This is a genomic window from Streptomyces sp. UF-297 (genome assembly GCF_058245575.1).
In genome coordinates this window covers 1-26,612 of sequence record NZ_JBSIBZ010000049.1, presented here as the reverse complement: position 1 = coordinate 26,612, position 26,612 = coordinate 1, and the positions used below count along the sequence as shown (strand labels likewise).

The window sequence follows — 26,612 nt, the reverse complement described above, 5'->3', positions numbered from 1 at the left end:
GTAGGGTGGTGCGACGGCGCCGCCCACCATGCCGGCCGTGATCCGCCCGCAGGATCGCGGTGATCACACAGACCCCGCAGTCGAGCAAACGGAGCAGGACGTTGTCCCGTCAGGTGTTCTTCTACGACGCGCCGGACCGCTTCGTGGCCGGGACGGTCGGATTGCCTGGCCGCCGTAGCTTCTTCCTCCAGGCCACCGCCGCAGGGCGCACCACCAGTGTCGCGCTGGAGAAGACCCAGGTCGCGGCGCTGGCCGAGCGTATCGACGAGCTGCTGGACGAGGTGGTGCGGCGCAGCGGCGGCAACGCGCCCGTCCCGGCCGTCGCCCCCACCGAAATGGCCGACACCGCTCCTTTGGAGACCCCGGTGGAGGAGGAGTTCCGGGTCGGCACCATGGCCCTGGCCTGGGACGGCGACGAGCAGCGCATGATCGTCGAGGCGCAGGCGCTGGTCGAGCTGGAGGCCGACACCGACGAGGACCTCGCCGCCGCCGAGGAGCGGCTGCTCCAGGACGACGAGAACGGCCCGCCCATGCTGCGGGTCCGCCTCACCGGCACGATGGCCCGCGCGTTCGCCAAGCGGGCCCTGGAAATCGTCAACGCCGGGCGCCCGCCGTGCCCGCTGTGCAGCTTGCCGCTCGACCCGGAGGGACACGTATGTCCGCGCCAGAACGGATACCGACGCGACGCCTGACGGCCCCCGAGGGGGCCGCTGTGGCGCTGCCGGGAGCGGCGGCCGACCTGCTGGCACACGGCGAGCTGACGGTGCGCGGACAGGTCCGTGAGGCCTCCAACGCCGTGCTCTACTGCACGGTCTCCCACCAGGGGCGCAGTGCCGCCTGCGTCTACAAGCCGGTGGCCGGCGAGCGCCCGCTGTGGGACTTCCCCGACGGCACCCTCGCCCAGCGCGAGGTCGCCGCCTACGAGGTCTCCCGGGCCACCGGCTGGGACCTGATCCCCACCACCGTGCTGCGCGAGGGCCCCTACGGGCAGGGCATGGTCCAGGAGTGGATCGAGGCGGTGCCCGAGGCGGACGGGGAGGGGCTGCTGGCGCTGGTGGACGCCGAGGAGGCGGGCCCCGGCTGGAAGGCGGTGGGGCGCGCGGAGGTCGGCGAGGGGCGTACCGCGCTGCTGGTGCACGCCGACGACGAGCGGCTGCGCCGTCTGGCCGTACTGGACGCGGTGATCAACAACGGTGACCGCAAGGGCGGCCATCTGCTGCCCGCCGCCGACGGGCGCGTCTACGCCATCGACCACGGTGTGACCTTCAACTCCGAGGACAAGCTGCGCACCCTGCTGTGGGGCTGGGCGGGCGAGCCGCTGCCCGAGGAGGCGCTGACCGTCCTGAAGGAACTCGCCGGCCAGCTGGCCGACGGGGCGCCGCTCGCCACCACTCTGGCGGACCTGATCACCGAAGCGGAGACCGGGGCGCTGCGCGAGCGGGTGGCGGCGCTGCTGCGCACCGGGCTGCACCCGGAGCCCGGCGGGCAGTGGCCGCCGATCCCCTGGCCGCCCGTCTGACCGTGCCCGCCCGAGGGGCCGCGCTGTCCGTGCCATATGGGTACGGACAGTGCAGAAGCGTTTCTCCTGCACGGACGAACCGATCACGCAAGACCATGATTTCGGCCAAGACCCCTGGTCCGGTTCGTATACGGAACATGCATCCGGTTACGCTCATGGCATGCATGCATGGCCCGCTTCTGAGGTCCCCGCCCTGCCCGGCCAGGGCCGCGACCTGAGGATCCACGACACCGCGACCGGCGGACGGGTGACCCTCGCCCCCGGTCCCGTCGCCCGTATCTACGTCTGCGGCATCACGCCGTACGACGCCACCCACATGGGGCACGCGGCGACCTACAACGCGTTCGACCTCGTCCAGCGCGTGTGGCTCGACACGAAGCGCCAGGTGCACTACGTGCAGAACGTCACCGACGTGGACGACCCGCTCCTGGTGCGGGCCGCCGAGACGGGCGTGGACTGGACCGAGCTGGCCGAGCGCGAGACGGCGCTCTTCCGCGAGGACATGACCGCCCTGCGGATGCTCCCGCCGCGCCAGTACATCGGCGCCGTGGAGGCCATACCGGCGATCGTTCCCCTGGTCGAGCGGCTGCGGGACGCCGGCGCCGCGTACGAGCTGGACGGCGACGTCTACTTCTCCGTCGAGTCCGACCCGCACTTCGGCGAGGTCTCCCACCTGGACGCCGAGGCGATGCGGCTGCTGTCCGCCGAGCGCGGCGGCGACCCGGAGCGCCCCGGCAAGAAGAACCCCCTGGACCCGATGCTGTGGACGGCGGCGCGCGAGGGCGAGCCCAGCTGGGACGGCGCCTCGCTCGGCCGCGGCCGCCCCGGCTGGCACATCGAGTGCGTGGCCATCGCCCTGGAGCACCTGGGCATGGGCTTCGACGTCCAGGGCGGCGGCTCCGACCTGGCCTTCCCGCACCACGAGATGGGCGCCTCGCACGCCCAGGCGCTGACCGGCGAGCACCCGTACGCCAAGGCGTATGTGCACGCCGGGATGGTCGCCCTCAACGGCGAGAAGATGTCCAAGTCCAAGGGCAACCTGGTCTTCGTCTCCACGGTGCGCCGGGACGGCACGGACCCCGCGGCGATCCGCCTCGCGCTGCTGGCCCACCACTACCGCGCGGACTGGGAGTGGACCGACGCGGTGCTCCAGGAGGCCGAGGAGCGCCTCGCCCGCTGGCGCGCCGCCGTCTCCCGCCCCGACGGCCCGTCCGCCGACGCGCTGCTGGCCGAGGTACGCGAGGCGCTCGCCGACGACCTCGACTCGCCCGCCGCGCTCGCCGCGGTGGACCGCTGGGCCGAGCGGCAGCAGGCCGAGGGCGGTACGGACGAGGGCGCGCCCGGCCTGGTCTCGCGCGCGGTGGACGCCCTGATGGGCGTGGCGCTGTGACGGCCTGAGCGTACGAAGCTCCGCACGGGGCGCTCCCTCCACACCGGGGGAGCGCCCCGATTCGTTTGTGGAGAGCGGCCGTTGGGGGCTGCGGGGGCGGTGGGGCTGTGCTGAGGTGAGGTGCCGAGCACCTCTCGCCGGAAGGACGTACGCCATGCAACGCTTCGTGCCGCAGCGAAGAGCGCACCGGGACCCGGAAGCCACGCCGCACAGGGTGTCCCGCAGGGGAGTGCTGGCCGCCGGGGCCGCCCTGGGAGCTGGGCTGGCGCTGGGGCCGACGGGAACGGCGGCCCGCGCCCAGGGCCGTACGGGCGCGGGGGAACCCTGGCCCACCACGCTGCGGCTCCCCGACGGCTTCCGGCCCGAGGGCATCGCGGTCGGCCGCTTCGAGCACCTCTACTTCGGGTCGCTGGCCAACGGCGCGATCCACCGGATCGCGCCGGACACCGGCCAGGGCGACGAGGTCTTCGCCGGGACCGGCGCGCCGGCCGTCGGGCTCAAGATCGACTGGCAGAACCGGCTGTTCATCGCGGGCGGCAGCAGCCGTGAGCTGCGGGTGGTCTCCACCAGCGGCGGGCTGCTGGGGGTGTGCACCGTCGGCGGCCCCGGCACCTTCGTCAACGACGTGGTCGGCACGGGGTACGGCAACTTCTTCACCGACTCCTTCAAGCCCCAGCTCTACCTCTGGCCCTACGGGAGCCACGGGGAACTGCCGCCGCCCGGCGCGGTGGTCACCCTGCCGCTGACGGGGGAGTGGGTGCAGGGCGCGGACTTCACCGCCAACGGCATCACCCACGCGCCCGACGGCAACCTGCTCGTGGTCAACGCCGCGGTGGGCGCGCTGTATTGGGTCGACCGGCGCACCGGGCACAGCCGCAGACTGATCCACCAGGGCCCGCCGCTGGTCAACGGGGACGGGCTGCTGAGCCGGGGCGGTTACGTCTACGTGGTGCAGCAGCGGCAGAACACCGTGGACGTGCTGAAGGTGAACAAGGGCCTCACCCGCACCAGGACCGTGGGCCGCATCACCGACCCGCGCTTCGACATCCCCACGACGGTGGCCCCGGCCGGGGGCCGGCTCTATCTGCCCAACGCGCGCTTCTCCACGGAGCCGACGCCCACGACGCCGTACACGGTGGTGGCGGTGGAGGAATTCCGCCCGCGGCGGTAGCGGCAGCGGCAGGGGGCGCGAGGCGGGCCGTTTGGGCGGGCCCGCCCCGCGGCCTCACTCCTCGGACTCGTCCGGGTCCTGCGCCGGCTTCTGCGCCGGGCCCTCGGCCGCGTCCTGCTCCCCGGCCGCCGAGGCGTCCTTGGGGTCCCTGGTCTCCTCGGGCTCCTTGCGCGGCTGGGCCTCGCGCGGCTCGGCCGGGTCCCTGGGGGCGGGCTTGGGCGGCCGGGTGCGGCCGCTGCTCGTGTCGCGCAGATACGAGCCGTCGCGGCCGTCGGCCACCCCGCCCTCGGTCGCCACGCCAGGCCCCTGCGGGTCGCGGCGCCGCAGATAGCGCTCGAACTCGCGGGCGATGGCCTCGCCGGAGGCCTCGGGCAGCTCGGCGGTGTCCCGCGCCTCCTCCAGCGACTGGACGTACTCGGCGACCTCGCTGTCCTCGGCCGCGAGCTGGTCCACGCCCAGCTGCCAGGCGCGGGCGTCCTCGCTCAGCTCACCGAGCGGGATGCGCAGGTCCAGCAGGTCCTCCAGGCGGTTGAGGAGGGCGAGCGTCGCCTTGGGGTTGGGCGGCTGGGAGACGTAGTGCGGCACGGCCGCCCACAGGCTGACCGCGGGCACGCCCGCGTGGGTGCACGCCTCCTGGAGGATGCCGACGATGCCGGTGGGGCCTTCGTAGCGGGTCTCCTCCAGGTCCATGGTGCGCGCCAGATCGGGGTCGGAGGTGACACCGCTGACGGGGACCGGCCGGGTGTGCGGGGTGTCGCCGAGCAGCGCGCCCAGCACCACCACCATCTCCACGCCCAGCTCGTGGGCGAATCCCAGGATCTCGTTGCAGAACGAGCGCCAGCGCATGCTGGGCTCGATGCCGCGGACCAGGACCAGGTCGCGCGGCTTGCCCTGGCCGTTGGCGTCGGCGATACGGACCACCGAGAGCCGCGTCGTCGGCCATGTGATCTTGCGTACGCCGCCGTCGAGGAAGACGGTCGGGCGGTTGACCTGGAAGTCGTAGTAGTCCTCCGCGTCCAGCGCGGCGAAGACCTCGCCCTTCCACTCCCGGTCCAGGTGCGCGACCGCGGCGGAAGCGGCGTCGCCGGCGTCGTTCCAGCCCTCGAACGCGGCCACCATGACCGGGTCGATCAGCTCGGGAACCCCCTCGAGCTCGATCACCCAGCGCCTCCTTCCGACCGGGCCGGCCGCGGCGTGCGGCCGCCGGTTGCAGTTCCCATTGCGTGCGCCCCCAAGACTACGGCGTCCGGGCCTCCCCACCGCAGCCCCCTTGCACGAGGGACTGCCCATTCATCCGATCTGTTTCGGCCGGTCCGCCGGAGGATCCCGATCAACTTCCGTACGAACCCTGGACGTTGCCGATCGGGCAGCGCTATACATCGGATGACCGGGAAAGGTCCGATGTTCTGCCGCTGTGTGCGGGCGGGCAGTCGTCGCCGAGCCCATGGGGGTGCGCATGGCCGTGTCCGGGACCGCCGCCGGGCCGATCACCGAACTGGAGGTGCACGACGTCCGCTTCCCCACCTCGCGGCAGCTGGACGGCTCGGACGCCATGAACCCCGACCCCGACTACTCCGCCGCCTACGTCGTGCTGCACACCGCCTCGGGCCGCCAGGGACACGGCTTCTGCTTCACCATCGGCCGCGGCAACGAGGTGATGGCCGCGGCGATCCGCGCCCTGGCCCCGTACGTCGTCGGCAGGGCGGCCCCCGCCACCGCCGCCGACCTCGCCGCCGTGCACCACGACCTCACCCACGACTCCCAGCTGCGCTGGCTGGGCCCCGACAAGGGCGTGCCGCACATGGCCGCGGGCGCCGTCGTCAACGCCGCCTGGGACCTGGCCGCACGCGGCGCGGGCCTGCCCGTATGGGAGTTCCTGGCCGCGATGAGCCCCGAAGAGCTCGTCTCGCTGGTCGACTTCCGCTATCTGACCGACGCGCTCACCCCCCAGGAGGCGCTGGACATCCTGCGCGCCGCCCGCCCCGGACGCGCCGAGCGCGCCGAGCGCCTGCGCGCCGAGGGCTACCCCGCCTACACCACCTCCCCCGGCTGGCTCGGCTACTGCGACCACAAACTCGTCGCCCTCGCGCGGCAGGCGGTGGCCGACGGCTTCGACCTGATCAAGCTCAAGGTGGGCGCGGACGCCGCGGACGACCTGCGGCGGCTGCGGCTGGCCCGGGACGCGGTGGGGCCCGGCGTACGCATCGCCGTGGACGCCAACCAGCACTGGGACGTGCCCGAAGCGCTGCGCCGGCTGCGCGACCTGGCCCCGTACGCCCCCCACTGGATCGAGGAACCCACCAGCCCGGACGACATCCTGGGTCACGCGGCCGTCCGCAGCGGCCAGCCCGTCCCGGTCGCCACCGGCGAACACGCCGCCAACCGCGTGGTGTTCAAGCAGCTGCTCCAGGTCGGCGCGGTGGACTACGTACAGATCGACGCCTGCCGGGTCGCGGGCGTCAACGAGAACCTCGCGATCCTGCTGCTCGCCGCCAAGTTCGGGGTGCCGGTGTGCCCGCACGCGGGCGGGGTGGGGCTGTGCGAACTGGTCCAGCACCTGGCGATGTTCGACTACGTCGCGGTGTCCGGGACCCGGCGGGACAGGGTGATCGAGTACGTCGACCACCTCCACGAGCACTTCACCGACCCGGCCGTCGTCACCCGCGGCCGCTACCGCGCCCCGGCCGCGCCGGGCTTCTCCGCCCGGATGAAACCCGACTCCATCGCCGCCCACCGCTTCCCCGACGGACCGGTATGGCGGGCCGCCGGCCCGCGTCACCAGGAGGTCAACGGATGAACCCCGCACGCGACTTCGAGGGCATGGCCGCGCTGGTCACCGGCGGCGCCTCCGGCATCGGCGCGGCCACCGCCGCCCTGCTGCACGCCCGCGGCGCACGCGTCGCCGTCCTGGACCGCGACCCGGCGGGCGCCCCCGCCGGCACCCTCCCCGTCAAGGCCGACGTCACCAGCGAGCAGGCGGTGCGCGAGGCCGTCGCCGTGGCCGTACGGGAGCTGGGCGCCCTGCACACCCTGGTCGGCAACGCGGGCATCGGCGCGATCGGCACCGTCGAGGACAACGACGACGCGGAGTGGCGGCGGGTGCTGGAGGTCAATGTGCTCGGCCCCGCCCGCTGCGCCCGCGCCGCGCTGCCGCACCTGCGCCGCGCCGCCGCCGAGCGCCCCGGCGCCGTCTCCATCACCTACACCTGCTCCATCGCCGCCACCGCGGGCCTGCCCCGGCGCGCCCTGTACAGCGCCAGCAAGGGCGCCGTACTCGCGCTCACTCTGGCGATGGCCGCCGACCACGTGGGCGAGGGCATCCGCGTCAACTGCGTCAACCCCGCCACCGTGGACACCCCCTGGGTCGGCCGCCTCCTGGAGCAGGCGCCCGACCCGGCCGCCGAACGGGCCGCCCTCAGCGCCCGACAGCCCATCGGCCGCCTGATCCGGCCCGAGGAAGTGGCCGCGGCCATCTGCCACTTGGCCTCCCCGGCCGCCGCCGGCACCACCGGAACCGCGCTCGCCGTCGACGGCGGCATGCAGGGCCTGCGCCCGCGCCGTGCCACCTGAGGGACCGAGACTCCGGCTTCGACCCGGAAGGGAGACGCCCGCCATGCCCCTGCGTACGAGTGCCGCCGCGGCCTGCGCGGTCCTGCTCGCCGCCGCAGCGCTGGCCGGCTGCAACCGCGGCAGCCAGGCCCAGGGCAGGATCGGCATCGACATGCCGCGTACCGACACCGACTTCTGGAACTCCTACCAGCAGTACCTGGAGCGGGCCCTGGAGCGCGGCGAGGCCAGGGCGCTGCCGATGTCCAACTCCCAGAACGACATCGCCAAGGTCGTCGCCAACGTCCAGGCGCTGACCGGCCAGGGCGCGAAAGCCATCGTCATCGCACCCCAGGACACCGGCGCCATCACCGCCGAGCTCCAGCGCCTGGAGGAGAAGAAGATCCCCGTGGTGAGCGTGGACACCCGCCCCGACGAAGGCCGCGTCTACATGGTCGTACGGGCCGACAACCGCGCCTATGGGACCAAGTCCTGCGACTTCCTCGGCCGCAGGCTCGGCGGCCGGGGGCGGGTCGCCGAACTCCAGGGAGACCTCAGCTCCGTCAACGGCCGGGACCGCTCGCAGGCGTTCGCGGCCTGCATGAAGCGCACGTACCCCGGCATCACCGTGCACGAGCTGGCCACCGACTGGAAGGGCGAGGTGGCCTCCGCCAAGCTGCAGAGCCTGCTCGCCCAGCACCCGGACCTCGACGGCCTCTACCTGCAGGCGGGCGGCGCCTTCCTCCAGCCCGTCCTGGCCCTGCTGGAGCAGAAGAAGCGCCTGCGGCCCGCCGGATCGCCCGGCCACATCACCGTCATCTCCAACGACGGCATCCCCGACGAACTCGCCGCGATCCGGGCCGGGACGATCGACGCGACGCTGTCCCAGCCCGCCGACCTGTACGCCAAGTACGCGCTGTTCTACGCCAAGGCGGCGGTCGAGAAGAAGACCTTCCGGCCGGGCCCCACCGACCACGGCTCGGTCATCGTCAAGATCCCGGGCGGGCTGGAGGACCAGCTGCCCGCGCCCCTGGTCACCAAGGAGAACGTGGACGACCCGAGGCTGTGGGCCAACCAGCTGGAGAAGAAGTAGCCGCCATGGACCACCGCGACCCCCCGCCCGCCGCGCACGCCGTCGGCGTCACCAAGCGCTACGGGCCCACCCTCGCCCTGGACGGCGTCACACTGACCGTACGGCCCGGCGAGGCGCACGCCCTGGTCGGCCGCAACGGCGCGGGCAAGTCCACCCTGGTGTCCGTCCTGACCGGCATGGAGCGCCCGGACGCCGGCCGTATCGCCTTCGACGGCAGGCCCGCGCCCGGCTGGGGCGATGCCGCGGCCTGGCGGCGCACCGTGGCCTGCGTCTACCAGAAGTCGATGACCGTGCCGCAGCTGACCGTCGCCGAGAACCTCTTCCTCGGGCGCTTCCAGGACCGGCCCGCCATCCGCTGGCGCGCCCTGCGCGAGCGGGCGGGCGCGCTGCTGGCCGAGTACGGCGTCCGCGCCGACCCCGCCGCCCGCATCGGCGAACTGGGCGTGGAGGAGCGGCAGTTCGTCGAGATCGCGCGGGCGCTGTCCTTCGGTGCCCGCCTGATCGTCCTGGACGAGCCCACCGCCCGCCTGGACGCGCCGGGCATCGGCCGCCTCTTCGCCAAGCTCCACGCGCTGCGCGGCAGGGGCGTCGCCTTCCTGTTCATCTCCCACCACCTGCAGGAGGTCTACGAGCTGTGCGACACCGTCACCGTGCTGCGCGACGCCCGGCGGGTGCTGACCGCGCCCGTCGCCGGGCTGCCCCGCGGTGAGCTGGTGGCGGCGATGACGGGGGAGCAGGGGCCGCCGAGCCGCGCGGCGGCCGGTGCCGACCGCGCCGTGGGGGAGCCGGTGCTGCGTACCCGGGGGCTGTGTGTGCCGGGCGAGTTCGAACCGCTGGACCTGACCGTGCGGGCCGGTGAGGTGGTGGGCCTGGCCGGCGCGACGGCCAGCGGCAACACCGCCGTCGGCGAGACCCTGGCCGGGCTGCGCTCGCCGGTGTTGGGGCGGATCGAGGTGCGCGGCCGGGCCGTGCGCACCGGCAGCGCGCCGCACGCCGTGGCGGCGGGCATCGGGTACGTCCCGCAGGACCGGCACCGCCAGGGCCTCGTCCTGGGCCGCAGCGTCGCCGAGAACGCCACCTTGACGGTGGCCGACCAGCTCGGGCCGTTCGGGACCGTACTGCCCTCGCGCACCCGGCAGTTCGCCCGGCGGATGATCGAGGACCTCGACATCCGGACCACGGGCCCCGGCCAGGTCGTCGGCGGGCTGTCCGGCGGCAACCAGCAGAAGGTCGTCATCGCCCGGGCGCTGGCCCGCGACCCCGCCGTACTGGTTGCCGTGCGGCCCACCAACGGCGTCGATGTGAAGTCCAAGGAGGCGCTGCTGGGCGTGGTGGCGCGGGTCGCGGCGGGCGGCAGCGGCGCCCTGATCGTCTCCGACGAGCTGGACGACCTCAGGGTCTGCGACCGCGTCCTGGCCGTCTTCCACGGGGAGGTGACCGCCGAGTTCGGCAGGCACTGGAGCGACGCGGAACTGGTCGCCGCGATGGAGGGCGTGGCAGACGGCGCCGAAGGGACGGGGCGATGACCGGGACCGCGGGACCGCTGACCGCCGAGGCCGCACCCGCCGCGACGGGCGGCCGCACCCGGCCCTCCCTGGCGCGCTGGCGCGACCTCTCCCTCCTGCCGGTGATCCTCGCCCTGGGCGTCGTCGGCTTCATCGTCTCGCCCGCCTTCCTCACCCAGGACAACCTCATCGGCGTCGTCCAGCAGTCCACCGAACTGGGCCTGCTGGTGCTCGGCGAGGCGCTCATCCTCATCAGCGGACGGATGGACCTGTCCCTGGAGTCCACCATCGGCCTGGCGCCGGTGATCGCCCTGTGGCTGGTCATGCCCGCGCACGGCGCCCGCTTCGAGGGCCTGGGCGCGCTCCCCGCCTGGACCGCCGTCCCGGTGTGCCTGGCCGTGGGCGCGGCGGTCGGCGCGGTCAACGGCTTCCTCGTCCTCACACTGCGCGTCAACGGCTTCATCGCCACCCTGGGCATGCTCACGGCGCTGCGCGGCCTGCAGGTCGGCCTCTCCCAGGGCCAGTCCATCGGCGGCGTCCCCGCCTCCTTCGCCTACCTCGGCAAGGCCCAGTGGCTGGGCGTCCCCGCCGCGGTCTGGATCTGCCTGGCCCTGTTCGCGGCCGGCGGCGCCGCGCTGGGGTATCTGCGCCACGGCAGGGCGCTGTACGCGATCGGCGGCAACCCGGAGGCGGCGCGCGCCGCCGGAATCCGGGTGGAGCGGATCACCTGGGTCGTGCTGTGCGTGGGCGGCCTGCTCGCCGCGTTCGCCGGAATCCTCTACACGGGCCACTACGGCGCGGTCTCCGCGAGCCAGGGCAACGGCTGGATCTTCCAGGTCTTCGCCGCCGCCGTCATCGGCGGCATCAGCCTCAAGGGCGGGCGCGGCACGCTCTTCGGCGCGCTCACCGGCGTACTGACCCTCCAGCTCGTCATCAACGTGATGACGCTCGGCGGGGTGCCGCCGCTGTGGACCCAGTTCCTCAACGGCGCCATCATCATCCTCGCGCTGGCCATCTCGCGGTTCACCAGCGGCGAGAAACAGGACTGAGCGCCATGGGTCGAATTCCGTACGGGAAAAGGGAGTTGGGGCGCAGCGGGGTCATGGTGCCGCCGCTGGGGCTGGGCTGCGCGCCGCTGGGCAACCTCTACCGGGCCGTGCCCGAGGAGAGCGCCCAGGAGGTGGTCCGTACGGCCCTGGAGGGCGGCGCCACCTACCTGGACACCGCCCCGCACTACGGCCTGGGCCTGTCCGAGGAGCGCCTCGGGCGCGCGCTGTCGGGCCGCGACCGCGCCACGTACACCCTCTCCACCAAGGTGGGGCGACGGCTGCGGCCGCTGGCGCCCGGCGAACGAGCCGACGGGCAGGGCTTCGTCGACACCCCGCCGTGCGCCCGCGTGTGGGACCTCACCCGTGACGGCATCCGCGCCACCCTCGAATCCTCCCTGGCCCGGCTCGGCGTGGACGCCGTGGACATCCTCTACCTGCACGACGTCGAAGGGCGCGAGCGGGAGGTGTACGCCACCGCCTTCCCCGCCCTGGCCGACCTGCGCGACCAGGGCGTCGTACGGGCCATCGGCTTCGGCATGAACCACAGCGGCGCGCTCGCCCGCTTCGTCGCCGAACTGGAGGTGGACGTGGTGCTGTGCGCCGGGCGGTGGACGCTGCTGGAGCGCACCGCGTACGACGATCTGCTGCCGGTGTGCGAGCGGCGCGGCACCTCGGTCGTGGTCGGCGGCGTGTACAACTCCGGTCTGCTGGCCGACCCGTCGCCGGGGGCTCGTTACGACTACGCGCCCGCACCGCCCGAGATGCTGGCGCGGGCGCGCCGACTGGCCTCGGTCTGCGCGGAGTTCGGGGTGCCGCTGCGCGCCGCCGCCCTGCGGTTCCCCTTCGCCCACCCCTGTGTCGCCGCGGCCGTGGTCGGCGCCGCCACCGCGGGGGAGGCCGCGCAGAACGCCGAGCTGTTCACCCGCGACATCCCCGACGGCCTCTGGCACGCCCTGGTCGAGCGCGGGCTGCTCGACGCCGACCTGCCCCTGCCCGTCACCGCCCCGGGAGACCGCCCCTGATGCGCATCGACGCCCACCACCACCTGTGGGACCTCGCCCGGCGCGACCAGCCGTGGATGGACGGCCCCTGGGCGGACCCGATCCGGCGCACCTACACCCTGGACGACCTCGCTCCGCACCTGGCGGCCCACCGCATCGACGCCACGGTCCTGGTCCAGTCCTCCTCCTCGTATGCCGAGACCGCCGAGCTCCTCGCCCTGGCCGCCGTTTCCCCGGCCCTCGGCGCCGTGGTCGGCTGGGCCGACCTGACCGACCCGGCGCTGCCCGGCGTGCTGGCGAGGATGGGCGGCGGGCCGCTGCGGGGCATCCGCCACCAGGTGCAGGACGAGCCCGACCCGCGCTGGCTGACCCGCCCCGAGGTGCTGCGCGGCCTGCGTACCCTCGCCGCCGCCGGCCTCACCTACGACCTGCTGATCACCCCGCGCGAACTCCCCGCCGCCCTGGACGCCGTCCGCGCCGTCCCCGAGCTTTCCTTCGTCCTGGACCACGCCGCCAAACCGCCCATCGCGCACGGCGGTTGGCAGCCCTGGGCGGACGGCCTGGCCGCCCTCGCGGCGTTGCCCCAGGTCACCTGCAAGCTCTCCGGTCTGGTCACCGAGGCCGGCCACCACACCTGGCACCCCGACCGGCTCCTCCCGTACGCCCGCCACGCCCTGGACGCCTTCGGCCCGGACCGCGTCCTGTTCGGCTCGGACTGGCCGGTGTGCACCCTGGCCGCCGACTTCGCAGAGGTCGTGACGCTCACGGAGCGCGCCACGGCACACCTGTCCGCAGGGGAGAGGGCGATGGTCTTCGGGGGGAACGCGGCCCGGGTATACGGGCTGGGGTGCGCCCCTTAATAGGACGCGCCCCTTAAAGGGGCGCGGGGAACTGCGCGACCGGCCACCGACCGGCCGCAGTAGACCGGCCGCCGGACCAAGGGTGCCCGGACGGTGTTCAGGCGCCCCTCCGGGGCGAATGGCGGCGTCCGGTTTCCGCCAGCCCGCCCGCGCGCCGCGTACGACGATCGAGACATGCCGCCACACACGCGGCGGCAGGCAACTCGAGAGGAACGGTGACGGACATGACCGCCCAGTTCGACGGAAGCGGACGGCTCGACGGGAAGGTGGCGCTGGTGACCGGCGGCAGCCGCGGCATCGGCGAGGCCATCGCCCTGCGGCTCGCCTCCGAGGGCGCGGATGTGGCCTTCACCTATCACAGCCGCGCCGACCGGGCCGCCGAAGTGGCCGACCGTATCAAGGAGTTGGGGCGCAGGGCCTGGGGCGTGCGGGCCGACAGCGCGGACCCGGAGGCGGTGCGCCAGGCCGTGGCCGGGGCCGCCGCGGAGTTCGGCAGGCTCGACATCCTGGTGAACAACGCGGGGGTGGGCGTGATCGGCCCGATCGAGGGCATCGGCATCGAGGACATCGACCGGGTCCTGGACGTCAACGTCCGGGCGCCGTACCTGGCCGCGCAGGCCGCCGCCGTGCACCTGTCCGACGGCGGGCGCATCGTCGGCATCGGCAGCTGCATGGCCGAGCGGGTCGCCTTCCCCGGCGGCAGCCTCTACGCCATGAGCAAGGCCGCGCTCTCGGGTCTGACCAAGGCCCTGGCCAAGGAGCTGGGCCCGCGCGGCATCACGGTCAACCTGGTGCACCCCGGACCGACGGACACCGAGATGAACCCGGCCGACGGCGAGGGTGCCGCGATGCAGGCGGGCCTGACGGCGCTGGGGACGTACGGCAGGCCCGAGGATGTGGCGGCGACCGTGGCCCACCTGGTGGGGGAGGGCGGCCGCTACATCACCGGCGCGGCGATCGCCGTGGACGGCGGGTTCGCCGCCTGACGGGCGCGCGGCGCCGCCCGGGCCGGGGCGGTGGTGTTGTCACAGCGTGGTGCGCAGCCACTGCTCCACGCTCGCGATGTGCACCGTCGCCCACGACCGCGCGGCCTCCGCGTCCCCGTCGCGCAGTGCGGCCAGGATCGCGCGGTGCTCGGTCAGGGTGCGCGAGACGGCGTCCTTCTGGGTCAGGCCCCGCCAGATCCGGGCCCGTGTGGTGGGGCCCGAGAGCCCGTCCAGCAGCGAGCACAGGACGGAATTGCCCGAGGCGGCCACGATCGTGCGGTGGAACTCCAGGTCGCAGGCGACCAGGTCCTCGACCGAGGGCTGCGGCCCCAGATCGTCCAACTGGGCCTGGAGAGCGTCGAGTTCACCGGTGCCGATCCGGCCGGCCGCCATCGCGGTGGCGGCCGGCTCCAGGATGCGGCGTACGGCCAGGAACTCCAGCACCGTGTCGTCGCGGTGGAAGTCCACCACGAAGCTCATGGCCTCCAGGAGCAGTTGCGGGTCCAGGCTGGTGACGTAGGTGCCGTCGCCCTGGCGCACATCCAGGATGCGGATGAGCGAGAGCGCCCGTACGGCCTCGCGCAGCGAGTTGCGCGACAGGCCCAGCTCGGCGGCCAGCTCGCTCTCCTTGGGCAGCCGGTCACCCGGCCGCAGCGCGCCGGAGACGATCATCCCCTTGATCTTCTCGATGGCCTCGTCGGTGACCGCCATGCCCGCCCTCCCCGTTCGCCCCTAGACAGACATCGGATGTCTGCGCCTCATTATGACCGGACGCCCGCGCCGAACCCATCCCGCACCGCGCGCGGCCCGCGCGGCACACCAACTGTCCGAAACGGAACCGGAATGCGGATGATGTCGCCCGGCGAAGATGTCGAAGATGGAGGCTGGAATTCCGCCCGATGAGAAGGAGCACGCCGATATGAGCCCGGACCGCGGCCCGTCCAGCACATCCGGTACGTCCAGCACTTCCGGCGCGTTGAGCGCATCCGGCGGGTCCGGCGGGTCCGGCTCGTCCCGTCGGCCCGGAGCGGAGGTGCGCGCCGTCGCCTGGAGCGAGGGCGCCCTCGAACTGCTCGACCAGACCGCCCTGCCGCACCACACCCGCACCCTGCGCATCCAGGACGTGGACGCGCTGGTCGACGCCATCCGGCGGCTGGTCGTGCGCGGCGCCCCCGCCATCGGCGCGGCGGGCGCCTACGGCGTCGCCGTCGCGATGATCCAGGCCGAGAGGGAGGGCTGGGAGCGGCCCCGGCTGCTCGACGCGGTGGCCCGGATCCGCACCGCCCGGCCCACCGCCGTCAACCTCGCCGTGTGCGTGGACCGGGTGCTGCCCAAGGCCGAGGCGGGCCTGGCCGCGGTGCTCGCCGAGGCCGACGCCGTCCAGCGCGAGGACATCGCCGCCAACCACGCCATGGGCGCGTACGGCGCCGACTGGCTCCTGGACGCGGTCAAGGCCACCGGCGCGGGCGACGCGGACCGCCCGCTGCGCGTCCTCACCCACTGCAACGCCGGCGCCCTGGCCACCGCGGGCTGGGGCACCGCCCTCGGCGTCGTGCGCGAACTGCACGCCCGCGGGCGGCTGGAGCTGGTGTACGCGGACGAGACCCGCCCCCTGCTCCAGGGGGCGCGGCTGACCGCCTGGGAGCTGGCGCAGGAGGGCATCGAGCACTACGTGCAGGCGGACGGCGCGGCCCCGGGCACGATCCTGGGCGGCGCGGTGGACGCGGCGATCGTCGGCGCCGACCGGATCGCGGCCAACGGCGACACCGCCAACAAGGTCGGCACCCTGGGCGTCGCACTGGCCTGTGCGCACGCCGGGATCCCGTTCATGGTCGCGGCGCCCACCACGACCGTGGACCTGGGGACCGCCAGTGGCCGGGACATCGTCATCGAACTGCGCGACGGGCAGGAAGTGCTGGAGTGGCAAGGCCTGCGCACCGCCCCCGCCGTCTCCCGCGGCCACAACCCCGCCTTCGACGTCACTCCGGGGAGCCTGGTGAGCGCGCTGGTCACCGAGCGCGGCGTGCTGCGGGTGTCCGCGGGCGAACTGCCCGCGGACCGCCTGGCCTGACCGGCCCCCGGCTGCCCTGATCAGCCCCGGGCCAGCTCCAACTCCAGCAGCCACTGCACTATTTCGGTGTGGTGGCGGGCCTGGAGCGGGTCCGCTCCCCATGCGTACAGCCCGTGTCCCGCGACGACCACGGCCGGCATCCGCGGGTCACGGGCCTGCTCCAGGCGATCGCCGAGCACCCCCATGTCCTGGCTGTTGCCGATGACCGGCAGGGTGATCTCCGTGCCCTCGGCGGGGTGCCCGACGCCCTTGAGCATCTCCAGGTCCCTCAGCACGATCCCGCCGGGGCGGCGCAGCCCCATCGCCACGGCCGCGACCGTGTGCACATGCACCACGGCGCCCGCGCCGGTCAGCCGGGCCACGCGGGCGTGCAGCCCGGCCTCAGCGGACGGCCTGCCGCCCGCCACCGCCTGACCCGCGCCGTCCACCAACACCACGTCGCGGTCGGTCAGTTCGCCCTTGTCCCGGCCGCTGGCGGTCACCGCCAGCCGCAGCGGGTCGCGGGAGAGCACCAGGGAGAGGTTGCCGGAGGTGCCGCGCATCCAGCCGAAGGAGGCGAACCGGGCGGCCTCGGCGGCCAGCACGGCCCCCGCCTCGCGCAGCTCCACGCCGCCGACCTCACTCATCACCCGCCTCCCGCCGGACAGCTGCGGGCATCCCCGCGTCCGCCGACGGGTCACCCGGGCCCGCCGCCGAAGCTCCCTGGTCCTCCGCGCCCGCCGAAGGCTCCTCGGCGCCCGCCAGGCGGATCGCGTCGAAGCTCCCGGCCTGCGGATGATCGCCCACCCCCTGCGCGTAGTACGGCTCCCCGGGACGGCGCACCCCCACCGTCCGCCAGCCCGCCGCCCGCGCCGCGTCCAGCTCCGAGCGCCGGTCGGAGAGGAAAACGATCCGCTCGGGCGCGGCTGCGATGTCCGCCGCGATGGCGCGGTAGGACTCGGGCGCCTGCTTGGGCCCGGCGTTCTCCGTGTCGTACAGGCCGCTGAGCAGGGGCAGCAGATCGCCCTCGGGGCTGTGCCGGAACCACGCCCGCTGCGCGGCCACCGAGCCCGAGGAGTAGACGTACAGCCGCAGCCCGGCGGCCCGCCAGCGGCCGAGCACGGGCGGCACGTCCGGGTAGAAGTGCGACACCAGCTCGCCGCGCGCGAAGCCCTCGGCCCACACGATGCCCTGCAGCGTTTTGAGCGGGGTCGCCTTGCGGTCCTCCGCCAGCCAGGTGTGCAGCGCCTTCTCGACGCGGCCGAGGTCCGCCTCCGGCTCCCCGGTCAGCTCCCGCACCTGCTCGATCGCGCGCCGCACCCGCGGTTCGTGGGCCCGCTCGGCCAGCAGCGCGCCGAGGCGTGCGCGGGAGTACGGGTACAGGACGTCCACGACGAAGCCGGTGGCGCCGACGGTGCCCTCGATGTCGAGCACCACCGCGTCCACCTCCACAGGCGGCGCACCCGCGCCCGGCGCGCTCACGCGGCCCGCAGCGCGTCGAAGTCCGGGAAGCGGCCGGCGATGTCGCTGCCGGTGAAGGTGCCTATCCAGCCGTCCTCCTCGTGGAAGAAGCGGATGGCGGTGAAGGAGGGGCGGGCGCCCATGTCGAACCAGTGGGCGGTGGCGCGCGGCCCCCCCAGCAGATCGCCCCGCTCGCACAGCACGGCGTGCACCTCGGCTCCGATGTGCAGATAGAACACCCCCGCGCCCGCGACGAAGAAGCGCACCTCGTCATCGTCGTCGTGGGTGTGCTCGCTGCGGAACTTCTCGCGCGCCGCCGCGGCCTTGCGCTCCCACTCCGCGCCCTCCTCGGGGTGCAGCGCGACCACGTCGACCGTCGCGAAGCCCTCCTCGGACACCAGCTTGTCGACGTCCGTGCGATAGGCGGCCAGCACGGTGTCGCCGTCCGCGTCGAAGGGCACCTGCGTACGCACCGGCCACTGCTCGTAGCGCACCCCCAGCGGCGCGAGCGCGGCCGCGATCTCCACGGGGTCGGCGGTACGGCGCAGCACGGCCGTCGGTCCGCTCTGTGCCCAACTGGTCAGTACGGTCACGGCAGTCTCCCCTCCCCGGCTCCACCACCGGTGCCGGATCGGCCCGGCCATCCATCCGACAACGATGCTAGTGCGCCCCACTGACAACGCCACCGGCGCCGCACTCCCACGGCCGAGCGGATGCCGCACTCCCGACTCCCGCAGCGGAGCGGATGCCGCACTCCCGCAGCGGACCGGACGCCGCCCTGCGCACCACGCGGCGCCCTTCCGGGGTTCACCGCCCGCCCGCGAGCCCCAAATGGCCGCGCAGCGTGCGGGTTTCGTAGGCGGGGCGCAGCAGGCCGCGCCGCGCCAGCTCGGGCACGGTCGCGTCCACCAGCGCGTACAGATCCCGGGGCAGTACGGCGGGCCGCAGCCGGAAGCCGTCGGCGCCGCCTTCCCTTCAGCGCGTCGGCGGGTCGGCCCGCCTCGGCGAGCAGCTCGCCGATCTCGGTACGGATCAGGCGCAGCGCCTGGGGGTCGGCCGGAGTGACGAAGACGGCGTCGGCGTGCCGGGCGGCGAGCCGGTAGGGGACCGACTCATGGGCCAACACCAGGACGGGAGGCCGCCCTTGAGGAGCGCGGGCCCCCTCGGCCGCGCCGTCCCATGCCTCGCCGACCCGGGCCAGGAAGCGGCCCGCCGCCGCGAAGAGCCCGGCGATGTGCCGCTTTCCCTCCGGCGTGTGGGCCCGCTCCAGGAGGCGGTCGTGCTCGGCGGAGTCCGCCGCCACCCTGGGCCGTACCCCGGCCCGCCCGTCGCTGAGCCGGTCCAGTGTGGCGACGCGGGCGGCGTACACCGACGGCTCGCCAGCCAGCGGCTCCAGCGGCACCAGACCGATGCGCGAGGTGGCGGTGGCGGCCGCCCCCAGCAGCAGTGCGGGATCCAGCCGCCCCGGCCCGTCCGCCACGGTCACGAAGTCCAGCAGCGCCTGTTCGGCCCGGCGCACCAGGCGCACGTACTCCTGGGCGGGCAGCGAGCGGTGTGCCGCGGTGGGGTGGGCGCCCGCGCCGTCCAGCTCGATGACGCAGCCGACGTGGTGCGGTCATGTCCTCTTACCGATCGGTGAGCGGGTGCGGTCCGTGTTTCTCAGGCCTGCTTGCACCACGCGTGGGCCAGCAGCTCGTAGGAGCGCACCCGGTCCGCGTGCCCGTGCGTGATGGTGGTGATCAGCAACTCGTCGGCGCCGGTGGCCTCCTGGAGCGCGCGCAGCCGCTCGGTGACGGTCTCCGGCGCGCCCACGAACTGGGTCTCCACCCGGTCGGCCACCAGCGCCCGGTCCTGCGCGCTCCACTGGTGTGCGGCCGCCTCCTGCGGCGTGGGAAAGGGCCGCGCGCCCCGGCCCGTACGGATCGAGCGCACCCACAGCCCGTAGGGCGAGGCCAGCTCACGGGCGCTGTCGTCGTCGGGACCCACCACCACATCGGCGGAGACCACCACATACGGCTCGGCCAGCGCGCCGGGCCGGAACGCGGCGCGGTAGGCCGCCACCGCCTCCAGCACGGTCCCGGGGCTGACGTGGTAATTCGCGGCGAACGGCAGCCCGTTGGCGCCCGCCGCCTCGGCGCTGATCCCGCCACTGCTGCCCAGGACCCACACCGCCACACCGGCGCCCTCGCCCGGCACCGGGTGCGCCCGGGTCCCCTCCGGCGTGCGGTAGCCGCCCGCGATCAGGTCGAGGATGTCGCGGACCTGCCCGGCGTAGTCGGGGGTGTGCGCCCCGGGCTGCTGGAGCAGCGCCTTGGCCAGCCGGTGCGCGGGGGAGTCCAGCAGCCGGTCCCACCCGGTGAACCTCGGCGGTACGTACAGCCCGCTGTCCGTGAAGGTGCCGGCCGTCTCCGGCTCCTCCCGCCGCGCACCCGGCTCGCCCCGCCCGCCCGAGCGCCCCAGCCCCAGGTCGATCCGGCCCGGGTGCAGCGCGTCCAGAATCCCGAACTGCTCGACCACCGACAGCGCGGTGCGATGGCCCAGCTGGACGGCGCCGGAGCCCACCCGGATGTGCTCGGTGGCCTGCGCGACCAGCTGGATCAGCAGCTCGGGGGAGGTCCCGGCGACGCCCGGCGCCAGATGGTGCTCGGCCAGCCAGTAGCGGTGATAGCCGAACTCCTCGGCGCTGCGGGCGAGTTCGACGGTGTTGCGCAGCGCGCCGGCCGCGCTGCCGCCGGAGCTGATGGGCACGAGATCGAGGACGGACAGGGGCACGGCGGGCGCGGAGGAGGGCATTTCCCCACTGTCCCCGCCGCGTGTTGCCGAAGTGTGTCCGCGGCATGGCACCCCGTACGGCCCCGCGTGGGCATGCGAGAGGGGCGGCACCCGCAACGGATGCCGCCCCTTTGACTCACGCCGTGGCCATCAGCCCTTGCGCTGCGCCAGGACGTCCTTGACCTTGGCCCGTACGTCCTCGGTGTCCAGACCGCGGATCGTCAGGGTGGTGCGGCGACGCAGCACGTCGTCCTCGGTCTGCGCCCACTCGTGGTCGCGGGCGTAGACGACCTGCGCCCAGATCTCCGGCGCGTCCGGGTGGATGCGCTCGGCCAGCGCCGCGTCCTCGTTGGCCAGCCGCGCGATGTCGAAGGACAGCGAGCCGTAGTGGGTGGCCAGGTGACGGGCGGTCTCCGGGGCCATCCGCGGACCCGGGGTGCCGCCGTCGACCAGGAGGCGGTGCGCGACCGCGTTCGGGTTGGCGATACCCGGCAGCGGCAGCTTCTTGGGCAGCCGCGCCATCGGCTCCATGTCGTCGGCCAGCGGGTGGCCGGGCAGGGCCGCCAGCTTGTTCATGACCGTACGGCCGATGTGGCGGAAGGTCGTCCACTTGCCGCCCGCCACCGACAGCATGCCGCCGGTGCCCTCGGTGACCACCGTCTCGCGCTTGGCCTTGGAGGTGTCGCCGGGGCCGCCCGGCAGCACCCGCAGGCCCGCGAAGGAGTAGGTGATCAGGTCACGGGACAGCTGCTGGTCGCGGATCGAGTACGAGGCCTCGTCCAGGATCTGCGCGATGTCCTTCTCGTTGACCGCGACGTCGCCCGGGTCGCCCTCGTACTCCTCGTCGGTGGTGCCCAGCAGCAGCTGGTCCTCCCACGGCAGCGCGAAGGTCAGGCGGTACTTGTCGATGGCCGTGGCCAGCGCGGCCTTCCAGGGGGAGGTGCGCTTGAGGACCAGGTGCGCGCCCTTGGACAGGCGGATGGAGGGGGCCGCGTTGGGGTCCTCCATCTTGCGCAGGTGGTCCACCCACGGGCCGGTGGCGTTCAGGACCAGGCGGGCGCTGACGCCGAACTCCTCGCCCTCCATACGGTCCTTGAGCTCCGCACCGGTGACCCGGCCCTGCGTGAAGCGCAGCCCGGTGACCTCGGCGTGGTTCAGGACGGTGGCGCCCGCCTCGACGGCCGCCCGCACGGTCATCAGGGCCATGCGCGCGTCGTTCATCTGGCCGTCGCCGTAGACCGCGACCGCCTTGAGGTTGTCGGTGCGCAGCTCGGGCACGTCCTGGATGGCCTTGGCCGGGCTGATGACCCGGCCGACGCCGTCGCCGAAGCCGGACAGCGCCGAGTAGGCGAAGACGCCCGCGCCCATCTTGGCCGCGCCGTGCGGGCCGCCCTTGTAGACGGGCAGGTAGAAGGTGAGCGGGCTCGCAAGGTGCGGGGCCACGTCACGGGAGACGGCCCGCCGCTCGAAGTGGTTCTCCGCCACCAGCTTGACCGCGCCGGTCTGCAGGTAGCGCAGGCCGCCGTGCAGCAGCTTGGAGGAGGCGGAGGAGGTGGCGCCGGCGAAGTCGCCGGCGTCCACCAGGGCCACCCGCAGCCCCGACTGCGCGGCGTGCCAGGCAGTGGAGATGCCCAGGATGCCGCCGCCGATCACCAGGAGGTCGTACGTCGCCTTGGAAAGCTGCTCCCGAGTCTCGGCGCGGCTCGGGGTCGAACCGTCAGCCGGATGCGTCCCAAGGGCAGGGACGCTCTGCAGGGTGCTCATGATTACTCCTCGTCCTCGATCCAGCCCATGGTCCGCTCGACGGCCTTGAGCCAGTTCTTGTACTCGCGGTCACGCGTGTCCGTGTCCATCCGGGGGGTCCACTCGGCGGCCCGGCGCCAGTTGGCGCGCAGCTCGTCGGTGCTGGACCAGAAGCCCACGGCCAGGCCGGCCGCGTAGGCAGCGCCGAGGCAGGTCGTCTCGGCCACCATCGGGCGCACCACAGGGGCGTCCAGGAAGTCCGAGATGGTCTGCATCAGCAGGTTGTTGGAGGTCATTCCGCCGTCGACCTTGAGCGCGGTCAGCTCGACGCCGGAGTCCTTGGTCATGGCGTCGGTGATCTCGCGGGTCTGCCAGGCGGTGGCCTCGAGCACGGCACGGGCGATGTGCGCCTTGGTGACGTACCGGGTCAGGCCCGCGATCACGCCGCGCGCGTCCGAGCGCCAGTAGGGGGCGAACAGGCCGGAGAAGGCCGGCACGAAGTACGCGCCGCCGTTGTCCTCCACGGAGGAGGCCAGCGTCTCGATCTCGGCCGCGCTCTTGATGAGCCCCATCTGGTCGCGCATCCACTGCACCAGCGAGCCGGTGACCGCGATGGAGCCCTCCAGGGCGTACACCGTCTTCTGGTCGCCGATGCGGTAGCCGACCGTGGTCAGCAGCCCGTTGTAGGAGTTGACGGGCTCCTCGCCGGTGTTCATCAGCATGAAGGTGCCGGTGCCGTACGTGGACTTGGCCTCGCCCGCCTCGAAGCAGGTCTGGCCGAACAGGGCGGCCTGCTGGTCACCGAGCGCGGAGGCCACCGGCACACCGGCCAGGGCGCCGTCGGCGGTGGTGCCGTACACCTCGGCGGAGGACTTGATCTCGGGCAGCACGGCGGCCGGGATGCCCATCGAGTCCAGGATGCGCGCGTCCCACTCCAGCTTGTGGAGGTTCATCAGCATGGTGCGCGAGGCGTTGGTGACGTCGGTGACGTGCACGCCGCCGTTGACGCCGCCGGTGAGGTTCCAGATGACCCAGGAGTCCATGGTGCCGAAGAGGATGTCGCCGGCCTCGGCGCGCTCGCGCAGGCCCTCGACGTTGTCCAGCAGCCAGCGGACCTTGGGACCGGAGAAGTACGACGCGAGCGGCAGGCCGGTCTCGCGGCGGAAGCGGTCCTGGCCGACGTTGCGGCCCAGCTCCTTGCACAGCGAGTCGGTGCGGGTGTCCTGCCAGACGATGGCGTTGTGGACGGGCTCACCGGTGTTCTTGTCCCACAGCAGCGTGGTCTCGCGCTGGTTGGTGATGCCGATGGCCTTGACGTCCTTGGCGGTGATGCCCGCCTTGACGACCGCACCGGCCACGACCTGCTGGACGTTCTCCCAGATCTCGGAGGCGTCGTGCTCGACCCAGCCCGGCTTCGGGAAGATCTGCTCGTGCTCCTTCTGGTCGACCGATACGATCCGGCCGTCCTTGTCGAAGACGATGCAGCGGCTGGAAGTCGTGCCCTGGTCGATGGCCGCGATGAACGGGCCGGTGCTGTGGATGTCGCTCATGGTGTGTCTGTGCTCCAAGAAGTCTGATGTGTGCGGGCGGGGCGGCTCAGGCGAACGCGACGTTGTAGAGACCGCCGGCGATGGCGCCACCGATCAGCGGGCCGACGACCGGGATCCACGCGTAGCCCCAGTCGGAACCGCCCTTGTTCGGCAGCGGAAGCAGCGCGTGCACGATACGCGGACCGAGGTCGCGAACGGGGTTGATCGCGTATCCGGTCGGGCCGCCGAGCGACAGACCGATGCCGACCACGACCAGCGCCACCAGCAGCGTGCCTATGACGCCGACGCCCTTGCCGTTGTCACTCAGTCCCAGGCACAGGATCGCCAGCACGAGCACGGTGGTGGCGATGATCTCCGTGACGAGGTTCTGCACGACGTTCCGGATCTCCGGACCGGTGGAGAAGATGCCCAGCACGGGCCCTGCCTTGGGGGCGGAGGCCTTGTCGACCATGCCCTCCTGGCCGCTCTTCTGGCCGACGATCTCGGGGTCGGTCAGGTGGGCCTGGAAGTGCCCGTAGTACGAGAGCCACACCAGCACGGCGCCGATCATCGCGCCGAGCAGCTGTGCGCCGAGGTACACCGGAACGTCGCCCCACTCGGTGCCGCCCTTTATCGCGAGACCGATGGTGACCGCCGGGTTCAGGTGTGCGCCGGACTTGGCGGCGATGTACGCACCCGTCAGAACGGCGAAGCCCCACCCGAAGGTGATGGCGACCCATCCCGCGTTGAACGCCTTAGATCGCTTGAGCGTGACGGCGGCGCACACGCCACCGCCCAGCAGGATCAGAACAGCGGTACCGATGGTCTCGCTGATGAAGATGTCGGAGCTGGACACCCGCGACTCCTTTGTCCTTGGTCCAGGGGAAGGCGGACCCCGGGTCCCTCCGGTGGTCCGCGCCCTCCGAGAGGGCGTTGGTCGGCCCGCGGCAGTGTCCACCATACGCGAATTGTCGTTAGGTGTTCGACAATGCCGACCGACGCTCGGCAGTTTTGTTTACGCTCAGCACCTCGTCAAGGGTTCTGTGACTGAAAACTTAGGTGAACGTACGGGGCAAAGCGGTCAGGAACCGGTTCAGAACCGTCCGGCACCCAGATCCCTGGACACGGCGCGTGCGCAGTCGCGCACCGCAGCGACGATTTCCGGCCGCAGCTCGCCCTCCCGGCAGACCCGCTCCACCGCGCCGGTGATGCCCACCGAGCCCACCGGCATCCGCCGCCGGTCGTGGATGGGAGCGGCCACCGAGGCCACGCCCTCCCAGGTCTCCTCCACGTCCGCGGCCCAGCCGCGCGCCCGCGTCAGGTCCAGCACGCCCTCGAAGTCCTCCATGCCGGTGACCGTGCGCGGCGTGAACGCCTCCCGCTCGGCCTCGGCCACCTCGCTGTGCGCGACCGGGTCGTACGCGGAGAGCACCTTGCCCAGGGCCGTGCTGTGCAGCGGCTGCATCGCCCCGACCTCCAGCACCTGGCGGCTGTCGTCGGGCCGGAAGACGTGGTGCACGATCAGCACGCCCTGCTGGTGCAGCACGCCCAGATACACGCTCTCGCCGCTGGAGCGGGCCAGGTCGTCGGTCCACACCAGCGCCCTGGCGCGCAGCTCGTGCACGTCCAGATAGCTGTTGCCCAGCCGCAGCAGCTCGGCGCCGAGCTGATAGCGCCCGGAGGCGGAGTCCTGCTCGACGAAGCCCTCCTGCTGGAGCGTGCGCAGGATGCCGTGCGCGGTGCCCTTGGCCAGCCCCAGCGCCGAGGCGATGTCGGAGAGCCCGAGTCGCCGCTCACCGCCGGCCAGCAGCCGCAGCATCGCGGCGGCACGCTCAAGGGACTGGATGGTCCGTGCCATCGGGCAACCTCCGAGGTGAGCGGTTCGACAATGCTGAACGATATAGGTCGATGCCGACCCTGGGGGAGCGCATCGAGGTCTGTCAATGATCTTGACCGCGCTCCGGACCGGCTTCCTCCGGAGCCGATTACCCCCTTGTGCCGCTGCCGTCCCCCGCTCCACGGCCGTCCACGCCCTGGGACGCGACCTGACCATGCGGGGTGCCGCCAGCTACCCTGGCCCGGTGCGCCTTCTACCGGAAGGTGCAAAGCCGACAGCCGTCGCAACCAGGGGAGCACCTCCATGGCCTCGTTCACGCCATCGTCCACCAGCACATCCCGAGCCGACGCACTGCGCGAGGCCCTGGCCTCGCGGGTGGTGGTCGCCGATGGAGCCATGGGAACGATGCTCCAGGCGCAGGACCCCTCGCTGGAGGACTTCCAGCAGCTGGAGGGCTGCAACGAGATCCTCAACGTCACCCGCCCCGACATCGTCCGCTCCGTCCACGCGGCCTACTTCGAGGTGGGCGTCGACTGCGTGGAGACCAACACTTTCGGGGCAAATTTCGCGGCGCTGGGTGAATACGACATCCCCGAGCGGGTTTTCGAACTCTCCGAGTCCGGCGCCCGCATCGCCCGCGAGGTGGCCGACGAGTTCACCGCCGCCACCGGCCAGCAGCGCTGGGTGCTCGGCTCGATGGGACCGGGCACGAAGCTGCCGACGCTGGGCCATGCCCCGTACACCAAGCTGCGCGACGCCTACCAGCAGAACGCCGAGGGCATGATCGCCGGCGGCGCCGACGCGCTGCTGGTGGAGACCACCCAGGACCTCCTGCAGACCAAGGCCGCCATCCTCGGCGCCCGCCGCGCCCTGGACGCCACCGGCGCCGGCCTCCCCGTCATCTGCTCGGTGACGGTGGAGACCACCGGGACGATGCTGCTGGGCTCGGAGATCGGCGCGGCGCTGACCGCCCTCGAACCGCTCGGCATCGACATGATCGGCCTCAACTGCGCCACCGGGCCTGCTGAGATGAGCGAGCACCTGCGCTATCTGGCCCGCAACTCCCGTGTCCCGCTGGCCTGCATGCCCAACGCGGGCCT

At 73.2% G+C, this 26,612-nt stretch carries 25 protein-coding genes; 14 read left to right on the top strand and 11 right to left on the bottom strand.

Translation table 11 applies throughout. From position 1 onward, the window contains the following. Nucleotides 1-101 precede the first annotated feature (101 nt). From AC4IJH_RS25350 to AC4IJH_RS25335, 4 genes are all read left to right on the top strand, one after another. Complete coding sequence (locus AC4IJH_RS25350; protein WP_490854157.1) at nucleotides 102-692, top strand: DUF3090 domain-containing protein; 591 nt, start codon at nucleotides 102-104, stop codon at nucleotides 690-692. Next, nucleotides 656-1,519, top strand: coding sequence for an SCO1664 family protein (locus AC4IJH_RS25345; RefSeq protein WP_490854156.1), 864 nt, complete (start codon nucleotides 656-658; stop codon nucleotides 1,517-1,519). The genes AC4IJH_RS25350 and AC4IJH_RS25345 overlap by 37 nt, the downstream gene beginning before the upstream one ends. A gap of 160 nt (nucleotides 1,520-1,679) precedes the next feature. Next, nucleotides 1,680-2,909: a cysteine--1-D-myo-inosityl 2-amino-2-deoxy-alpha-D-glucopyranoside ligase gene (mshC, locus tag AC4IJH_RS25340; RefSeq protein WP_490854155.1), complete on the top strand. Its 1,230-nt coding sequence runs from the start codon at nucleotides 1,680-1,682 to the stop codon at nucleotides 2,907-2,909. Between the two features lie 154 nt (nucleotides 2,910-3,063). Beyond that, nucleotides 3,064-4,080, top strand: a complete 1,017-nt coding sequence (locus tag AC4IJH_RS25335; RefSeq protein WP_490854154.1) for an SMP-30/gluconolactonase/LRE family protein — start codon at nucleotides 3,064-3,066, stop codon at nucleotides 4,078-4,080. Nucleotides 4,081-4,134: 54 nt separating this feature from the next. On the opposite strand, the gene AC4IJH_RS25330 is transcribed toward AC4IJH_RS25335, so the two are convergent. Next, the gene (locus AC4IJH_RS25330) at nucleotides 4,135-5,241 is read right to left on the bottom strand and encodes a PAC2 family protein (RefSeq protein WP_490854153.1); all 1,107 of its coding nucleotides are present in this window, start codon (nucleotides 5,239-5,241) and stop codon (nucleotides 4,135-4,137) included. Nucleotides 5,242-5,536: 295 nt separating this feature from the next. On the opposite strand from AC4IJH_RS25330, the gene AC4IJH_RS25325 reads away from it, so the two are divergent. From AC4IJH_RS25325 to AC4IJH_RS25290, 8 genes are all read left to right on the top strand, one after another. Then, a complete protein-coding gene (locus AC4IJH_RS25325; protein ID WP_490854152.1) occupies nucleotides 5,537-6,877 on the top strand; it encodes an enolase C-terminal domain-like protein in 1,341 nt (446 codons plus the stop codon). Beyond that, nucleotides 6,874-7,650, top strand: coding sequence for an SDR family NAD(P)-dependent oxidoreductase (locus tag AC4IJH_RS25320; RefSeq protein WP_490854151.1), 777 nt, complete (start codon nucleotides 6,874-6,876; stop codon nucleotides 7,648-7,650). The genes AC4IJH_RS25325 and AC4IJH_RS25320 overlap by 4 nt, the downstream gene beginning before the upstream one ends. A gap of 43 nt (nucleotides 7,651-7,693) precedes the next feature. Then, nucleotides 7,694-8,719 carry a sugar ABC transporter substrate-binding protein gene (locus AC4IJH_RS25315; RefSeq protein WP_490854150.1) on the top strand — a complete coding sequence of 342 codons (1,026 nt, stop codon included), beginning with the start codon at nucleotides 7,694-7,696 and terminating at the stop codon, nucleotides 8,717-8,719. Nucleotides 8,720-8,724: 5 nt separating this feature from the next. After that, nucleotides 8,725-10,245, top strand: a complete 1,521-nt coding sequence (locus tag AC4IJH_RS25310; RefSeq protein WP_490854149.1) for a sugar ABC transporter ATP-binding protein — start codon at nucleotides 8,725-8,727, stop codon at nucleotides 10,243-10,245. Beyond that, nucleotides 10,242-11,273, top strand: coding sequence for an ABC transporter permease (locus AC4IJH_RS25305; protein ID WP_490854148.1), 1,032 nt, complete (start codon nucleotides 10,242-10,244; stop codon nucleotides 11,271-11,273). The genes AC4IJH_RS25310 and AC4IJH_RS25305 overlap by 4 nt, the downstream gene beginning before the upstream one ends. Before the next feature lie 5 nt (nucleotides 11,274-11,278). After that, complete coding sequence (locus AC4IJH_RS25300; protein ID WP_490854147.1) at nucleotides 11,279-12,295, top strand: aldo/keto reductase; 1,017 nt, start codon at nucleotides 11,279-11,281, stop codon at nucleotides 12,293-12,295. Further along, complete coding sequence (locus tag AC4IJH_RS25295) at nucleotides 12,295-13,134, top strand: amidohydrolase family protein (protein WP_490854146.1); 840 nt, start codon at nucleotides 12,295-12,297, stop codon at nucleotides 13,132-13,134. The genes AC4IJH_RS25300 and AC4IJH_RS25295 overlap by 1 nt, the downstream gene beginning before the upstream one ends. A gap of 224 nt (nucleotides 13,135-13,358) precedes the next feature. Beyond that, on the top strand, nucleotides 13,359-14,120 hold the full coding sequence (locus AC4IJH_RS25290; RefSeq protein ID WP_490854145.1) for an SDR family NAD(P)-dependent oxidoreductase: 762 nt from the start codon (nucleotides 13,359-13,361) through the stop codon (nucleotides 14,118-14,120). 39 nt (nucleotides 14,121-14,159) lie between these two features. Here AC4IJH_RS25290 and AC4IJH_RS25285 read toward each other — a convergent pair whose 3' ends face one another. Beyond that, a complete protein-coding gene (locus AC4IJH_RS25285; protein ID WP_490854144.1) occupies nucleotides 14,160-14,831 on the bottom strand; it encodes a FadR/GntR family transcriptional regulator in 672 nt (223 codons plus the stop codon). Between the two features lie 166 nt (nucleotides 14,832-14,997). On the opposite strand from AC4IJH_RS25285, the gene mtnA reads away from it, so the two are divergent. After that, the gene (mtnA, locus tag AC4IJH_RS25280; RefSeq protein WP_490854143.1) at nucleotides 14,998-16,191 is read left to right on the top strand and encodes an S-methyl-5-thioribose-1-phosphate isomerase; all 1,194 of its coding nucleotides are present in this window, start codon (nucleotides 14,998-15,000) and stop codon (nucleotides 16,189-16,191) included. A 20-nt stretch (nucleotides 16,192-16,211) separates the two neighbouring features. Here mtnA and mtnB read toward each other — a convergent pair whose 3' ends face one another. The 9 genes from mtnB to AC4IJH_RS25235 form a co-directional block, all read right to left on the bottom strand. Continuing rightward, the gene (gene mtnB / locus AC4IJH_RS25275; protein WP_490854142.1) at nucleotides 16,212-16,817 is read right to left on the bottom strand and encodes a methylthioribulose 1-phosphate dehydratase; all 606 of its coding nucleotides are present in this window, start codon (nucleotides 16,815-16,817) and stop codon (nucleotides 16,212-16,214) included. After that, on the bottom strand, nucleotides 16,810-17,622 hold the full coding sequence (gene mtnC / locus AC4IJH_RS25270; protein ID WP_490854141.1) for an acireductone synthase: 813 nt from the start codon (nucleotides 17,620-17,622) through the stop codon (nucleotides 16,810-16,812). The genes mtnB and mtnC overlap by 8 nt, the downstream gene beginning before the upstream one ends. A 26-nt stretch (nucleotides 17,623-17,648) precedes the next feature. Further along, the gene (locus AC4IJH_RS25265) at nucleotides 17,649-18,224 is read right to left on the bottom strand and encodes a 1,2-dihydroxy-3-keto-5-methylthiopentene dioxygenase (protein ID WP_490854140.1); all 576 of its coding nucleotides are present in this window, start codon (nucleotides 18,222-18,224) and stop codon (nucleotides 17,649-17,651) included. After that, nucleotides 18,221-19,159 (bottom strand): LLM class flavin-dependent oxidoreductase, encoded by a 939-nt coding sequence (locus AC4IJH_RS25260; RefSeq protein ID WP_490854139.1) that lies wholly within the window; start codon nucleotides 19,157-19,159, stop codon nucleotides 18,221-18,223. The genes AC4IJH_RS25265 and AC4IJH_RS25260 overlap by 4 nt, the downstream gene beginning before the upstream one ends. Before the next feature lie 131 nt (nucleotides 19,160-19,290). Next, on the bottom strand, nucleotides 19,291-20,424 hold the full coding sequence (locus AC4IJH_RS25255; protein ID WP_490854138.1) for an LLM class flavin-dependent oxidoreductase: 1,134 nt from the start codon (nucleotides 20,422-20,424) through the stop codon (nucleotides 19,291-19,293). Between the two features lie 129 nt (nucleotides 20,425-20,553). After that, nucleotides 20,554-22,167 carry a glycerol-3-phosphate dehydrogenase/oxidase gene (locus tag AC4IJH_RS25250; protein ID WP_490854137.1) on the bottom strand — a complete coding sequence of 538 codons (1,614 nt, stop codon included), beginning with the start codon at nucleotides 22,165-22,167 and terminating at the stop codon, nucleotides 20,554-20,556. 2 nt (nucleotides 22,168-22,169) lie between these two features. After that, a complete protein-coding gene (gene glpK, locus AC4IJH_RS25245; RefSeq protein WP_490854136.1) occupies nucleotides 22,170-23,696 on the bottom strand; it encodes a glycerol kinase GlpK in 1,527 nt (508 codons plus the stop codon). 46 nt (nucleotides 23,697-23,742) lie between these two features. After that, nucleotides 23,743-24,531 carry an MIP/aquaporin family protein gene (locus AC4IJH_RS25240; protein WP_490854135.1) on the bottom strand — a complete coding sequence of 263 codons (789 nt, stop codon included), beginning with the start codon at nucleotides 24,529-24,531 and terminating at the stop codon, nucleotides 23,743-23,745. Nucleotides 24,532-24,768: 237 nt separating this feature from the next. Next, a complete protein-coding gene (locus AC4IJH_RS25235) occupies nucleotides 24,769-25,533 on the bottom strand; it encodes an IclR family transcriptional regulator (protein ID WP_490854134.1) in 765 nt (254 codons plus the stop codon). 282 nt (nucleotides 25,534-25,815) lie between these two features. Here AC4IJH_RS25235 and AC4IJH_RS25230 point away from each other — a divergent pair. Continuing rightward, nucleotides 25,816-26,612, top strand: a 797-nt coding sequence (locus AC4IJH_RS25230; protein ID WP_490854133.1) for a homocysteine S-methyltransferase family protein, incomplete at its 3' end; no start/stop codon positions are given.